The following is a 14,922-nucleotide window of genomic DNA, read 5'->3' as shown; positions in this document are numbered from 1 at the left end:
AACCCATCATGACCGACAACACGCGCCCCACCGACTCCCTGACCCAGCAACGGGCGGCGGCGGCCGCCGCGGCGTTGCCGGTCTCCTGCCCGAGCGTGAATCCGCTCTCGAGCATCCTGCCCGAGGAGCCGCTGCTCATGATGGGCGCAGGCCCCGTGCCCATTCCGGACGCCGTCGCGAAGGCCAACTCGGTCGTCATCAATCACCTCGGCGACACCATGGCGCGCGTCATCGACCAGGTGAAGACCATGGCGCGCTACGTGTTCCAGACGCGCTCGAACTGGGTGCTCGGCGTGGCCGGCCCAGGCTCGGCGGCCATGGAAATGGCGGTCTCGAATCTCGCCTGGCCGGGCACGCGCGTGCTCTCCATCGTGAACGGCTTCTTCAGCGCGCGGATGGCGGAGATGGCGCGGCGCGTCGGCGCCGAGGTCGCCACGCTCGAGGTGGCCGACCGCGAGATCGTCTCGCTCGACGCGCTCGCGCGGGCCATCGAGCGCACGCGCCCCGAGATCGTCACCGTGGTGCACGGCGAGACGTCCAACACGGTCTGGAACCGCCAGTTGCAGGACATCGTGCGCGTCGCGAAGACCGTGGGCGCGCTCGTCGTCGTGGACGCGGTCTGCACGCTGAGCACGATGCCGCTCGACATGGACGCTTGGGGCATCGACGTGGTGATCACCGGCGGCCAGAAGGGGCTCTCGTCGATCCCCGGCGTCTCGCTGATCGCGTTTTCCGACGCCGCGTGGGAACGCGTGCGCGAGCGCACCGTGCCCAACACGCATTGGTGTCTCGACGCCATCCTCGCCGAGAACTTCTGGCACAACGCAGGCTATCACTACACCGCGCCCGTCTCGGGCGTGCTCGCACTGCACGAGGCGTTGCGGCTCGTCTGCACGGAGACGCTCGAAAAGCGCTTCGCGCGGCATCAGCGCTGCTCGCTCGCGCTGCAGAGCGGCGTAACGGCGCTCGGCCTCGAGCTCTATACGCCCGAAGCGTGCCGTCTGAACTCCGTGGTCGGCATCGCGTTGCCCGCGAGCGTCACGCCGCGCGACGTATGCAACCATATCTCGCGGCAGTATCAGGTGGAGATTGCCGGTTCGTTCGGACTCCCCATCGTGCGCATCGGGCAGATGGGCGAGCAATGCCGCGAGCACCATTTGTTTCGCACCGTGCACGCGCTCGGGCGCACGATGTGCGACCTGGGCGCAGACGTGGATCTGCCTGCCGGTGTGGCCGCGCTCGAAGAGTCGCTTTCGGCGGCCGGGCACCGCTGAACGAAGCCGCGCGCCCCGGGCGGGGCGCGACTGGCAATGCGTTTCTGACCGGGCACCCCGGGCGGAGCGCGACCGGCGGAGCGTTTCAGACCAGGCGGCCCGCCACCACCGGGCCGCGCCCTACGCGCGACGTGCCCGCACGCAGAGAAACGCGGGCGCCAGCGCAAGCTCCGCATGGAGCCTGGGCGCGACCGCCTTCATCTCCGGCTGCGGCAGCGGCTCGACCAGCTGCTCGATCGCCCAGCCGTTCGCGGTGAGCGCATTGACGATGTCGGCGAGCGGGCGGCGATATGCCTCCACGTAGGGCTTGGGCTCCCCGAAGCCGCCCCAGTGCAGCCCAAAGCGCGTGGTCTCGAAGTACGAGCGGCCGCCGCGCGTGCGGGTGTCGATCCAGTCGCGCATGGGATGCGCCATCGAAAACACCAGCAGCGCGCCGGGCCTAGCCACGCGCCGGAACTCGGCGAAGGTGGGCGCGAGGTGCTCCACATAGTCGAGCGCGAGCGAGCAGACGATGCGGTCGAACTGCGCGTCGGCGAGCCACGTGAGCGGCTGGCCCAGATCGCCTTGCGTCACCTCCACCGGCAGGCCCGCGCAACGCGACTTCGCCAGCTCGACCATCGCAGGCGTCACGTCGAATGCATGCACCTGCGCCCCCGCACGCGCCAGCTCGGTGCTGACGATGCCGGGCCCACAACCCGCATCGAGCACGCTGAGCCCCGCCACCTCACCGAGCAGCGCGGCAGTGGCTGGGCGTTCGTAGAGTGCGTTGTGCGGCTTTTCCGGCGCGATTTGCGCGTAACGCTGCGCGAACTGCGTGTAGTTCGCGCGGCCGGGCAGCTCGGGCGCGGCGCTCGCGCCGGACACCGGCTCGATGTGAGCGTCGGACGTGGAAGCAGCGCTATCGTGAGGGACTTTGTCGTTTGAGTCGTTCTGCATGCTGGCGTGACGGCGGTAAGCGAAAGCGCTATTGTCCCGCGTTTTTTCCAACATTGCGCACACTCAGTTCCAGCCCCCGCTTCACGCGCGCGATATCCACCCCGCCCGCGCCCGGCACATCGGCGAGCGGCATGAAGCGCGCGGGCGTGTGCAGCAGATAGGCCTGCAACTCGTCGATCACGATGCGGTCCGATGGGTCGTAGCCCATGCTCGTCAGCTCTTCGGTGAGCGCCTCGCGCTCCGTGTAGGTCAGTTGGTGCCACCAGAATGTGCGGCAGGCCTCGGCATAGGCCGGGTCGGAGAAGTAGCGCCAGTGCCCGAGCTCGTGGCTCAGGATTGCCGCGCGCACCTCGGTGTCGATCACCTCTCCCGCGGGCCCCGTTCCCGTGCCCGGAATCGTGACGAGGAAATCATGCGCCGACGCGGCCTGCCACGTCATCCCGCCCTCGCCCGTCTCCTGCCGAATGAGGCCCCATTGCGCGAGCAGCGTCTGCAACGCGCGCTCGCCTTCGGTCAGGCTCACGTGCTGCCGCTGCGCCACGTCGAAGAACTGCGCAATCCGCGCCGTGCTGAAATTGTTGCCCGCCGTGAGGCCCGCCGGATCTTCGCCGAAGCGGCGCGCACTCGCGACAATGGCGTTCATCGACACCACGCGATCGCGCGGCATGTCGCGCCGCTCCACCAGCGCCACAATACGCGAGAACATTGCGCCCTGCGCCGCGAGGCTCGGCGCGTGCAGCACGTACAGGCCGGGCTGGTCCGTGATGGCGTAAAGCCTCAGCGTCGGGCCCAGCGGCAATGCGCCGGCAAGCTGCGCGAGCGGCAAGTGCACGACCGCCGGATGGGGCGCGAACGCGTCGGCGAGCTGGGCGCTCAACGCGCCCGCGGACATCGGCGTGCCAGCCGCGATCCCATGGGACGTCACGAGACCGGCGCACAGGCACACCAACGTTGCGTGCGCAACGTTCGCGATACCCATGCGCGGGCGCGGCACGCCACCCGGCAATCCGCTGGACATGCGCAAGAGCGGCACGGAGTTCAGTCGGTGACGGTCACGATCGTCACGCGGCGATTTTCCGGCGCCGCCGGATTGCGCGTATTGAGCGGCTCGCTCGAGCCCTTGCCCACCGCACTCAAGCGCTCCGCCGCAATGCCGTCCTGCTGCGTGAGGTAGTCGACCACGGCCTGGGCACGTTGCTGCGAGAGCGTCATGTTCGCGTCGGCATTGCCGCGCGGGTCGGCATGGCCCTCCACGCGGAACCGGTAGGCGGAGAGCTTGTCGGATTGCAACGCACGCGCGACCTTGTCGAGCGCGCCACGCGCCGTGCTCGTGAGGTCCGTGGAATTCGTGGCGAAAGTAATCAGCATTTGCGCCGACGGGGCCTTTTCAGGCCGCTTGGCCTTTGCCGACATCGCGCCCGGCTGCTGATTCGACAGCACGAAGCCGCGCGTGAGCACGTCGCCGGTCGTCTCGTTCGGCGTGAGCGCATTGGTGATGGATTGCTCGGTGATGTCCTTCTCTTTCATCACCTGCGCCTGGGCATGAGCGGGGGTCTGCATCGCGCCCGCGATCGCGACGGCGCAGCAGGCGAGCGCGGCGGGCCACACACGCCGCAACCGCGCTTGCGAGACATTCTTCGTGAAAGCCAACATGTCATCTCTCCATTGAATCCAATCTTGCGCCATGGCGCGGCCTGGCAATTGCGCAGCCTGTTTGAGCCTCAACCGTGGCGCAGCGCAATCGCCGTTCGCCACGGCGCCTGCGCGACGTCGAGCAGGTCCGCGAAACGCGGCCCATCGAGCAGTCCCGCGCCTATGCGCAGCGTTGCCGGCACCACGTCCGATCCTTCGCTCCACCACATGCTCTCGCCCACCGCCGCGTGGGTGGCCAGGCACTCGCCCAGCCCGACGCCGGGTTCTTCGCCCTCAGGCAGACAAGCATAACGCCAGGGCGCGCCGTCGTCCTGCCCGAATCCATCGAGCGCCGCCACCTGCTCATCGAAGCGCTCGAGATCGAAAGACGGCGCCAGCGTCGAAAGCGCGAGCCCGGTCGCCGCATCGAACCACGCTTGCGCGCTGCGCAGCCAGCCCGCGAGCAGCGCCTGCGCCATCGGCCGCGCGAGCGTGAACGGAAAATACCTGCCCACGCGGTCCACGCCCGGCATCAGCACGCCCACCCAGGCCTCCTCGCCGCACAGTTCCGCGCCCAGCGCGAAACTCCACACCGGCGCGTTCAGGTAGAGCGGCAACCACTGCGCGCCATAGCGCGAGCGCGCTTCGAGCATGCCGGCCTGGATGCTGCGATCCCACGGCTCGATAAACGCCGCCGGCAGCCGCCGCGCCACAAAATCGCCGTGCGTGCGCACCTTGCCGAAGAACCCCGTCTCGCTCATAGATGATCGGGACAACGGAACTGATCGATCATGCCGCGCCGGAACGGGTTCGTCACACTGCTCGCGTCCAGCTCGAGCTGCGCGTGCCGGCCATCCGAGACGAAATCGATCTTGAACCGGTCGGGCTGGCCCATCTGCTGCAATTGCGCCTTGTCCATCAGATGCAGGAGCGCCCACGGGCCGTCGGCGCGCGGCGCGTCGCCGTTGCCGGGCGGCGCGAATTCCACGTGCGCCTGCCCCGTACCCTTGCCGCTCGGCCACTGGAAGCCCATGCCCTCGTTCGCGCCCGGCTTGGCGACCCATTGCTGGCCATCCACGTCGAGCGTGAATTGCGTGATCGACGGATCGATCGCGATCGGCTTGACCGTGAAGCGCACCGAGACGTCACGCCCGCCCGCGCGGAACAGCGCATCGCGAATCTGCGCGGCACGTTGAAATTGCACGAGCACATCGTCTGGAATGCCAAGCGATTCCGTGCCCGGCCGCCAGCGCCACACGGGCCCCGACATGTCGACGAAGTTCTGCAGATTCTTCTGGAAGAAGTCGTCGATCAGGCCGCCCGGCGCGAGCAGGCGGCCGAAGTCGTCGGGCGCGGCGTCGCGCGTGGAGCTGCGCACGAGCGGATAGCGCCCGTCGAGCGCCTGCTTGCACAATTGCCCGACGTTCGCGAGCCAGAGCGCATTCAGGCGGGCGCGCTCGCCGCCCGCCATCAGCGCCGTGGCGCCGGTCGCCACGTCGTTCGCGACCGCCGCCAGCGGCGCGGGCGCGCCCTGCGAGGCGAGCTTGAGCTTGCCGATGGCGTCGCCGGGCGGCGGCGCCAGGCCCTGGCGGCGCGCGGTATCGGCGGCCTGGAGGTAGGTGGCCGCGTCCTTGAGCGCCGCGAGCTGCGTGTCGAGCGGCGACGGTCCTTGCGCACCGGGCTTGCCCACGAGGTCGTGCAGCGCCTGAAAATGCGCATCGACGGGATTGACCTGTGCAGGTGCACCGTTGGCCGTGTCGTCGGGGGCGTTGCCGAGCGCGCTTTCCAGCTTCTTCTTCATCGCCTCGATCTTGCCGTTGATGAGCGCCCCCGCCTGCCCACCTATGGTGCCGCCTTCGTTGATGCTGCCGAGCGTGGTCTCCTGCGCCGCCGCCACCATGACCGCGCGCAGCGGCGAGTCGGCATTGCCGAGCGCGTAGGCCACGCGCGCGCCCTTGTCCACGCCGTCGAACGGCACCACGTCGATATCGCCGAGCAGCGCGTCCCACTGGCGGATGTATTCGTCGTAGTAAAGCTGCGTCATCGCCGTCTTGAGGTCGTTGGCGGCCGCAGGCGTGAGCACCTGCTCGTCGCGGCCGAGCACCCAGTTGTCGCGCGCCACGTCGAGCACCGCGGCGTCGCGCAGCGTGAGGAACTTGCGATAGCCGGCGAGCGTGAATGCGCCGGGCACGCCGCGCGTGAGCGGCGCGCCGCTCTTGCGCACCAGCACGAGCGCCGCGTTCTGGCCGCCCGCGCCCGCCACGCTGAAGTCGGGCAGATGCTGGGCGTCGAGATCGCGCCGCACGCTGTCGAACATGCGTTGCGCGAGCGGCATCTTCGCGAGGTTCGTGCGCGCCTGCTGGATCAGGGTCTTGTCGAGCGGCAGCGAGGGGTCGAAGAACGCGGGCTCGAACAGCGCCGCAAGATGGCCGTCGATATCGTTGCGCTGCGCATCGCTCGCATCGCGCAGCGGGCCGCGCTGCCAGTCGACGTCGGCCCACAGGCGCACCGCATCGGCGTCGTAGTGCGAGGGGTCGCCGAGCATCAGGTAGGCGCGCAGCACTTCGTACTGGAACTCGCCGTTGTTCGCGTCGCCGCGCCGCAACTCTTCTTCCATGCGCCGGACCACGAGCGGCAGCAGCGTTTGCCCCAGCAGCCGGCGGTAGCTCGCCTGCGCCTCGAGCCCGAGCTTGTCGCCCTGGTAGAGCCCGAGGCGCGAGAGCCACGGCACGCTCGCATTGCGCTGCGCGTAGCCGCCCGGCAAGTCGCGCGCGGCGTTCAGGAGCGGCAGCAGCGCGAGCGGGTTGTCGGTGGGCGGTGTGGCCTGCGCTAGCTGCTTGAGCGCGTCGGCCTGTTGCGCCGCGTGCGCCACGTAGGCCTCGTTGCGCTGATAGCTGATGAAGAACGCACCGAGCGCGAGCACCGTGAAGAGTGCGATCGCGCCGAGCGCAATGCGCTGCAGCCACGCGCGCCGCTGCTCGAGCCGGCGGTTGGTGCCCGCGACCCCGGACTCGTGAAAGATCACGTCGCGCAGGAGCCGCGTGATGAAGTACGCGCGCCCCGCCGAGGCATCGGGCAGCACGACCTGCTGCTGCAGGCCGAGCGCCGCGGCCACGGCGCTCATGACACGGTCGATCGGGCGCCCTTCCTGGGTGCCGCTCGTGAAATAGACGCCGCGCAGCAGCACCGGCTTTTCGTAGCGCGATGCGCTGAATGCGTCGTTCAGGAAGGCCTGCAAGACGCTTTCGAGCCCAGCGAACTGCTGCGGGAATCCATAGACGAGCGCGCGCCGCCGCGTGTCCGTCTCCTGCTGCATGCGATGCAGCACGCGCGCCTGCAAGCGCTTCTCCAGCGCGTCGAACTGCGCCGGAAACTGCGCGAGCGTGTCGTTCGGACTGCCTGGATTGCCTGGAGTGGCACCGCCGTCCTCGTCGAAGGCGAACGTCACGCCCCAGACCTGCTCGCGCTCGTCGCGGCCCAGGTCGTCGAAGAACTCGGCGAACCCGGCCAGCAAATCGCACTTCGTCACCAGCACATAGACCGGAAAGCGCGTGCCGAGGCGCTCATAGAGCTCCTTCAGGCGTTCATGCACGGCCGAGGCCTGCAACGCGCGCTGGGTGTCGGAAAGCTGCAGCAGATCCTGCGCCGAGACCGCCACGATCACGCCGTTGAGCGGGCGGCGCGGCCGGTACTTGCGCAGCAGTTGCAGGAAGCCGCCCCACGCGGCCTGATCGGCGGCCGCGAAGCTGTCCTGCGTGGTGAAGCGGCCCGCGGTGTCGAGCAGCACCGCGTCGTCGGTGAACCACCAGTCGCAGTTGCGCGTGCCGCCCACGCCGCCCACCGCCTGGTCGCCCAGTTGCGTCGAGAGCGGGAATTTCAGGCCCGAGTGCGTGAGCGCCGTGGTCTTGCCGGTGCCCGGCGCGCCCACGAACATGTACCACGGCAACTGGTACACGTACTGGCTCCCGAAGCGCCCCTTCACGCGCGACTTGCGCAGAATGGCCATGGCCTCTTCGAAGCGCTTGCGCAGCGCGGCCACGTCGGCGTCCGATTGCTCCTTGCCCGGTGCCGCCTGTTCCGCGCCCTCGGCCACCACGCGCGTGAACTTCACGTTGGCGAGGCGCACGCGCAGCCAGCGCACGAACCAGTAGAGCGCCCACAGCAAGAAGAGGATCGCGATCACGATCCAGCGGCTCGTGCCCGATTCGAGCGGCGCGCTGCCCGCCCATGCGAAGAGCGGTCCCTCGATCCAGACGATCAGCGCGAGTGCGAGCACGCCCAGAAACGACAGCACGATCGTGCGTCGCAGCCAGTCCACCAGCTTCTTGATCATGGCGTGGCTCCCGGTGCGAGCACGGCAATGTCCACGCGGCGGTTACGCGCGCGGTTGGCGGCGCTGTCGTTCGGCGCGATGGGCTCGGTGTCGCCGCGCCCCTCCGCGGTGAAGCGCGCGGGCGTGCCGGCGCGGGCGACCAGCAGGTCCTTCACGGTCTCCGCGCGCGCCTGCGAGAGATGCCAGTTCGACGGGAAGCGCGCGGAAATGAGCCGCTGATTGTCGGTGTGGCCCGTGACCACGACGTTGCCGCGCACGTCCTTCAAGGCGTCGCCGATGCGCTGGATGATCGGCAAATACGTGGGCGTGAGTTCCGCGCTGCCCGAGGCGAACAGGCCGTCGCCGTTCACCTCGACGATCGTGCGGTCGGGCTGGGTGGTCACGCGCACGAGGCCCTGCGCGATCTCGGGCGCGAGGAATTGCGCGAGCTTGGGCGCGGGCTTCGGTGCGGCCTCCATCTTCGCCACGAGCACCGGCGGCGGCGCGACGCGGATCGCGTGCAGCGCCTGGAACACGCTGTCCGATGCGTCGTTGAGCCGGAAGCTCAGCACCAGATGCGCGACCACCAGCACGACGCACGCCACGGCTGCCGCCACCCACAGCGGCACCAGTTGCAACAGCGGCTTGCGCTCCACACTCACAGGCTGCCATTGCGGCGAGAGCTCGCGTTCGACGGCGCCGCGCTGTGCGCGGATCATCTGTTCGAGCCGCTCGCGCACCGCGTCGAGCTGGGTGCGGCCGCCGTCGATGAGGCGGTAGCGCCCTTCGAAGCCGAGGCCGAGTATCACGTACATCAGTTCGAGCACGTCGACGTTCGCGCCGGGGTTCTGCGCGAGCCGCTGGAGAATCAGGAAGAAGCGCTCGCCGCCCGAGGCCTCGTTATGGAAGGTCACGAGCAGGCTGCGGCTCGCCCACGCCCCCGCGCCCCAGGGCGTGCTCGAAATCGCCTCGTCGAGGAAGGTGCACAGGCAATAGCGCGAGGCGCCGAGCTTTTCGTCGTCGTAGCCGCTTGCGCGCCCCTGCGTTTCGAAGGTCCGCACCATCTGAATCAGTTGCGTGCGCAACTGTTCGAGGTCGGGGTGCGTGGGTAGCTGACGCAGCGGCAAGGCCAGGTCGATGAGCGGATTGGCCGCGCGCAGCAGCGGATTCAGGCCGCCCGCGTCGGCGGGAATCGGCGCGACGGACGACGCCGCGGCCACGAACGGCGCACGCGCGCCGCCCGGCGTCGGGATCAGGATCGTGGCGCCGGGGTCGGCGCTCATGCGTGGGTCGTCGGGTGACACGGTGCACGTCCTCCTCAATCGATGGCGCCGCTGCGCCAGACGCAAGCGCCTATCGGCGGATCGCCCAGAATTCCATCGCGAGGCCGGGAAACTCACCCGCGACGTGCAACGCCATGCCCGCCGAAGCCGCGAACTGTTTCCACAGTTCGTTGCCCCGGTCGAGCTCGAAATACGTGAATCCCGCATGAAACGGCAACTGGCGCGGCGCCACGGGCAGCGCCCGCAAGCCGATGCCCGGCAGTTGCAGATTCACGAGGTCGCGGATGCGCTCGATCGGCCCGATCTTCACCTGCGGCGCGAAGCCGGTGAGGATGGCTTCGGCCGGCATCTGCGCGCGCACCGCCAGCACGAAGTTGGCCGAGGCGAACAGGTTCTTGTCGGGCACCAGCGCGACGCGCAGGCCGAACTTGCGCTCTTCGAGCGGAATGGGCACCGCGTGCGGGTCCATGACCATGCTGAGCGCCGCGCGCAAGTCGTCGATCACGGGCGCGAAGGTCTCGCGCAAGCGGTCGTGCCGATAGACGGGATACGCATTGGGGCGCTTGTTCTTCTGGCTGAAGGTGGCCAGCTCGCCCGCGAGCTGCACCACCATCCGATAGAGCGCCTCGGGATGCAGCCCCGTCATCGTGGCGAAATGCGCCGCGAGCGGTTCCGCGCGGTTGATCAGTTCGAGCAGCAGGAAGTCGGAGACTTCGGCCACGCCCGTCACGCCGGGCTGCACGAGCCGCGCGGCCAGCGCCTCGCCGCGCTGGTGCAGGAGGCCTACGAGGTCGTCGGTGAAGGCGCGCAAACGCGGCGCCACGCGATAGTCGAGACACGGCGGGCTGTAGTCGGCTTCGAGCACGACGCGGTTGTCGGGCTGCCGCTCGATCACGCGCGCCACGCCGAGCGTGGCGTAGGCGTTCGCCACATCGGGCTCCAGCGCGAGGCGCACGCGCAGCTTGCCGATTTCCACGAGGGCCGCGCTCGCGTTCGGGTCGTTGCTGTCGGGCACCTCGGCATCGGCGCGGCGATGGCGCGCGAAATTCTCTTCGCTCTCCTCATTGCCCGTTTCCGGCACGCCGGGGCGGCGCACCGGCAGCGCGAGCGTGACCAGCATGCTACGCGTGCCCTCGGGAATGTCGAGCGGCTCGGGCAGGTCGTCGTCGCCAGGCAGATTGAACGGCGTGCCGTCGGGAAAGACGCCCGCGCAGGAGAGCAGCGCGAGCTTGCCGAGCTTGAGCAATTGCTCGTCGATCTCGAGCGCGGCGAAGCCCCAGGCATAGGGGCGCAGGCCGCCCGCGCGCGTCTCGAGCTGCGCCTGCAGATAACGGTCATGCTGCTGCATATGATGCGGCTGCAGAAACATGCCTTCCGACCAGATGACTTTGCTGTTCCAGGACACGTTGTTCTCGTCGTCGTATGGTTGAGGAGGCGACCGCCAGCACTCAGGTCAGGCGGGCCCCGTTTTCGGTTTCGTCTGCGCATCCTCGCCCATCGTTCTGCTCGCTTCGCGCGCGCGTTGCATGGCGTCCACCTGCGCTTCGTAGGCCTCGTTGAAGGCCTTGCCGAAGAGCTTCTGGAAGTCGTCCTCGGCTTCGCGCGCGATGCCTGCGCGCAACTCGACAAAGCGGTCCCAGAGCTTCGCCTTGCGGTTCGAGAGCACGCGGTCGAGCACGCCCTGCTCGCTCAACTGCGCCTCGAGCGTGGCCGGGTCGAAACGCGCGAGCACGTGCGCGAGCGCCGCGCGCATCCCAACCAGCACGGCCAGTTCGTGCGATTCGATGTCGACGAACGCGCGTGCGACCGCCTCGGCGGGTGGCAGGTAGCCCTGCGCGCGGCCGGTGAGCATTTGCGCGAGCGCGCTGTCCACGTCGGGGAAGAACTTGAGCGGGTTGTTGTCGCGCTCGACGATGAGCGTGGTGTCGAGCCGCGCCTCGCGCTTGGTCATCGAGCGCGCGCGCAATACCGCCATGGTCCCGCGCAGCGAATCGCGCAGCATCGCGCCGACGAGCCGCGCGAGGTCCGCGGCCGGCAGGTTCGGCGCGCGCCCGGCGTCGAGTCCCAGGCCTTCGAGCAGCGCGGCGAGCATGGCCTGCTCGTCGGTTGAAGCGGGCGCGGCGGGCGCGGGCGTTGCCGCGCGTGCGGTGGGTTGCGGCGCGGGCGCGGCCGGTGTTAGCGCGGGTATTGGCGTGGGTCCTGGCGTGAGGGCCGGTGCAGCGTCAGGCGTGGGCGTGGCCTGTCGCGGTGGCGTCGGCGCCGCTTCGGCCTTCGCTTGCACGGGAGGCGGCGGCTCGGGCTGCGATGGCGCGGCGGGCGCAAAGATTTGCGTCACGGAAGGCAGCAACTCGCGCGGTGGCGCCTGGGGCGCAGCAGCGGGCTGCGCCGGCGGCGCGAAAGACCCTGCCGACGCTGGCGACGCCGGCCCGGCCGGCGCAAAGAGATCGTCGAACGGCGTCGCGCCATGCGGTGCCGCATCGCCCAACAAGCTCGCGGGCAAACCCGTCGGCCCGCCTGCGCCCAGGCCGAGCGGATCGGCCGCTCCAGGCATGGCGGCAAACGCTGGCAACGAAGCCGGCATCGGCGGCGGCACGAGCGGCGGCACCGGCGTCATGGCAGGCGCCACATGAGGAGAAAAGGCGCCGGGCGTCGCTACGCTGGGCGTCGCCACGCCGGTGGTCGGCACCGGCGCATGCGCCACGCTGCCGCCCGACTCCCACTGCGCCAGGGCGTCGGCCAACGGATCGTAGTCCGCTGGAATACCACCGGCTCCAGACATCGAAGCGGGAGACGCGGCAGGCGTGAGCGCAGGCGGCGTGAGCGCCTGCAGCTCGGGCGGGACGTGGTCGCTTTCCGATCCCGCATAGCCGGACCGAGCGACCACGCGCTCATCGGTGCCCAGGCACGCCGCGCCGAGCGCATCCAGCTGGCCGGCGCCTGCCACACCGGCGCCCGTGCCGCCCGCCTGGCCAAAGCCGCCCGGCGCAAACGGGTTGACCAGCGGATGCTCGGGCAGCGTCAGGTCTTCGGCCTCCGGCGCGCCTCGCAGCACCTGCACGCCCGCGAGCGGATCGTGCCCGAAGGGTCGCGCCTCGTCCTGCGCCGCGCCCTCGGCCAGCGCCACCTCCAGCAAATACGCACCTATCATTAACTGATCGCCATGCGCGAGCCGCGCCTCGCGCGTGCCGCCCAGCGCGCGCTGGTTCAGCACGCTCGGATTGGCGCCGAGGTCGCACAGCAGATACTCGCCGCCGCGGCACTCCACGCGCGCATGCACGCGCGAGATCGCGCGCTGCTGGTCGGGCAGCACGAGCGTGCAGGTCGTGGCGCGGCCGATCGTGCCGCCGTCCGGCCCGAAGCGCACGGCGATCGGTTCGGCGAGCGCCTCGTCGTTGTACTTCGCCACGCGCAGCGTGAGGATCGGATTGGTCAGTTGCATCGCGGTACCCAGGTCTCCCCCGTCATTTCATCAGGATTGCAAAGCGCCTCACGACTCCACCTTCTTCGTGCCATCGTCGGCGTCCTTGGGATCGGTGGGCGCCGTGGGCGAAGAGCCGGCTCCCGAGCCGGCCGAGCCCCCCGAATTGAGCTGGATCGGCATGCCCGAGACCGCGACCGAGCTCGGCCCGATCACCACGAACGCGCCGCCCGCCTTCAGGGTGATGCTCATGCCCGCCTCGATCACCACGTTCATGCCCGCCTTGATATGAATGTTCTGGCCCGCGTCGATGGCGTAGTCCATGCCCACCTTCTCCTGCAGCTTCTGCCCGACCGTGAGCGAGGCCGTGCCGTCGACCTTGGCGTTCTGCGCGCCGCTCACGTGGTCGTGCCGGTCGCCGCTCACCTGTACATACTCGTTGGCCGTGACCTTCAGGTGACGGTCGTTGCCGACGTTCATCAACGTGTCGTTGATCACCCAGGTTTCGTGGTCCTTTTGCGCATGAAAAAACAATTGCTCGCCGCCCGCCTTGTCGAGAAAGCGCACCTCGTTGTTGCCCGACGCATTGGGCGTGGAGTTGCTCTTGATCGTGGCGAAGGCCGAATTGGCCGGCAGCTTGTACGGCGGCATCAGGCTCGCGTTGTACACGCTGCCCGTGACGAGCGGATGGTCGGGGTCGCCTTCGATGAATTCGACGATCACCTCCTGCCCCACGCGCGGCAGGAAGAACATGCCCCAGGTCTTGCCCGCCCAGCCCTGCGAGACGCGTGCCCAGCAACGGTCCGTGACCTGGCTGTCGTCGTTCGCGTAAAGCTGTTCCCAGTGGAACTGGACCTTGATGCGGCCGTATTCGTCGGTGAAGATTTCCGAGCTGCCGTCGCCCACCACCACCGCCGTCTGCAAGCCGCCCACCACGGCGCGGGGCGTGAGCCGCGCGGCGCGGAACTGGTTGTCCTTGCGCAGCGCCGTGAATTCGCAGTCGAAGAACGGCAGCGCGCCCTGCGCCGACGCCGCCCGGCTCGACACATAGGCATCCGAATTGATCTCGTACGACGCACTCACCACCAGATAACCTGCATTCCAGTCGTCCACGGGATGCTCGCTCATCTGCAGCAAGCCGCCCGGCCAGATGCCGCGCATCGTGCTGCGGCCTTCGATGCTATCGTTGCGCGCCTGGCGAATCTCCACGCCCACGCGCGCGTAGCGGTCGCCGTCGGCGGGCGCGGTGTGCCCGGTGAGGTGCTCCTGCATCGTGTAGGTCGGCGCGTCGTACGTCTGCGTGCGCGTGGCGCGCGAACGCAGGCCGCCCTGCAGGCTCGACGAGGGCTTTTCGAAGTCGTAGTCGTTCGTCTCGTAGTGGCCGGTCTGCAGCTCGCCGCCCGCGAACCACTCATAGACGCATTCCATGCCCTCGCGCGCGGCCGCGTCGCGGTCGCGGTACGGCATGCTCTGGTAGCCCGGGATGGGGGCGTGCACGTCGCCGGCATCGGCCAGCACCAGGGTCTGGCGGCTCCGCGTGTGCTCGAAGTAATAGTAGATGCCCTCGTGTTCCATGAGCCGGCTCACGAAGTCGAAATCGGTCTCGCGGTACTGCGCGCAATGCTCGCGCTTCGGATACGTCGCGGTGCAGCGGTTCGTCACGTCGACGTTGTAGTCATTGAGCACGCTCATGACGATCTCGGGCACCGTCTTCTCGTAGTAGAAGCGGCAATGCGAGCCGCGCGTGAGCAGCCACAGGCTCGGCCGCACGATGGCCTGATAGCACGCCATGCTGCCGTACTGCTGGTTGCCCGGCGAGGTCATGCGAAACACCGTCACGATGCCATTGAACTGCCGCTCGCCGCCCGCGGGCAGCGAGACCGCGATCGACAGGTCCTGGCCGAGCACGTCCTTGGGCGTGACGCTGTTCTGCTCGCACAGCAGGTCCACGCGGTACTCGCTCAGGCGGCCCAGTTCGTCGCGGCCGGTCATGCGCAGGAACAGCAGGCTCGCCTGGGTTCCCTTGCAGCTGACCGTCACGTGGCGGTTCGTATCTTGCGAGGTCAT

10 protein-coding genes are annotated in these 14,922 nt (G+C 69.1%); 1 reads left to right on the top strand and 9 read right to left on the bottom strand.

The features are described from left to right. Nucleotides 1-137: 137 nt before the first annotated feature. Nucleotides 138-1,274 (top strand): pyridoxal-phosphate-dependent aminotransferase family protein, encoded by a 1,137-nt coding sequence (locus tag BO1_RS11155; protein WP_245643769.1) that lies wholly within the window; start codon nucleotides 138-140, stop codon nucleotides 1,272-1,274. A 120-nt stretch (nucleotides 1,275-1,394) separates the two neighbouring features. Here BO1_RS11155 and BO1_RS11150 read toward each other — a convergent pair whose 3' ends face one another. The 9 genes from BO1_RS11150 to BO1_RS11110 all read right to left on the bottom strand — a co-directional run bounded on the left by BO1_RS11150 (nucleotide 1,395) and on the right by BO1_RS11110 (nucleotide 14,922). Beyond that, on the bottom strand, nucleotides 1,395-2,210 hold the full coding sequence (locus tag BO1_RS11150; RefSeq protein WP_084687883.1) for a class I SAM-dependent methyltransferase: 816 nt from the start codon (nucleotides 2,208-2,210) through the stop codon (nucleotides 1,395-1,397). Nucleotides 2,211-2,238: 28 nt separating this feature from the next. Beyond that, nucleotides 2,239-3,228: a hypothetical protein gene (locus BO1_RS50580; RefSeq protein ID WP_052409425.1), complete on the bottom strand. Its 990-nt coding sequence runs from the start codon at nucleotides 3,226-3,228 to the stop codon at nucleotides 2,239-2,241. Nucleotides 3,229-3,248: 20 nt separating this feature from the next. Then, nucleotides 3,249-3,863 carry an OmpA family protein gene (locus BO1_RS11140; RefSeq protein ID WP_028217630.1) on the bottom strand — a complete coding sequence of 205 codons (615 nt, stop codon included), beginning with the start codon at nucleotides 3,861-3,863 and terminating at the stop codon, nucleotides 3,249-3,251. Between the two features lie 68 nt (nucleotides 3,864-3,931). After that, nucleotides 3,932-4,603 carry a type VI secretion system-associated protein TagF gene (gene tagF, locus BO1_RS11135; protein WP_028217629.1) on the bottom strand — a complete coding sequence of 224 codons (672 nt, stop codon included), beginning with the start codon at nucleotides 4,601-4,603 and terminating at the stop codon, nucleotides 3,932-3,934. After that, the gene (gene tssM, locus BO1_RS11130; RefSeq protein WP_043284478.1) at nucleotides 4,600-8,175 is read right to left on the bottom strand and encodes a type VI secretion system membrane subunit TssM; all 3,576 of its coding nucleotides are present in this window, start codon (nucleotides 8,173-8,175) and stop codon (nucleotides 4,600-4,602) included. The genes tagF and tssM overlap by 4 nt, the downstream gene beginning before the upstream one ends. Beyond that, entirely contained in the window at nucleotides 8,172-9,437 is a 1,266-nt protein-coding gene (locus tag BO1_RS11125; protein WP_043284476.1) for a DotU family type VI secretion system protein, read from the bottom strand. Before BO1_RS11125 ends, tssM begins: the two co-directional genes overlap by 4 nt. Nucleotides 9,438-9,507: 70 nt before the next feature. After that, the gene (tssK, locus tag BO1_RS11120; protein ID WP_028217626.1) at nucleotides 9,508-10,842 is read right to left on the bottom strand and encodes a type VI secretion system baseplate subunit TssK; all 1,335 of its coding nucleotides are present in this window, start codon (nucleotides 10,840-10,842) and stop codon (nucleotides 9,508-9,510) included. A gap of 48 nt (nucleotides 10,843-10,890) precedes the next feature. After that, nucleotides 10,891-12,876, bottom strand: coding sequence for a type VI secretion system-associated FHA domain protein TagH (gene tagH, locus BO1_RS50575; protein WP_084687879.1), 1,986 nt, complete (start codon nucleotides 12,874-12,876; stop codon nucleotides 10,891-10,893). Nucleotides 12,877-12,924: 48 nt separating this feature from the next. Then, the gene (locus BO1_RS11110; RefSeq protein ID WP_028217625.1) at nucleotides 12,925-14,922 is read right to left on the bottom strand and encodes a type VI secretion system Vgr family protein; all 1,998 of its coding nucleotides are present in this window, start codon (nucleotides 14,920-14,922) and stop codon (nucleotides 12,925-12,927) included.

The organism is Paraburkholderia oxyphila NBRC 105797 (assembly GCF_000685075.1).
GTDB classification, from domain to species: domain Bacteria; phylum Pseudomonadota; class Gammaproteobacteria; order Burkholderiales; family Burkholderiaceae; genus Paraburkholderia; species Paraburkholderia oxyphila.
This window is presented reverse-complemented; position numbering and strand designations above follow the sequence as displayed.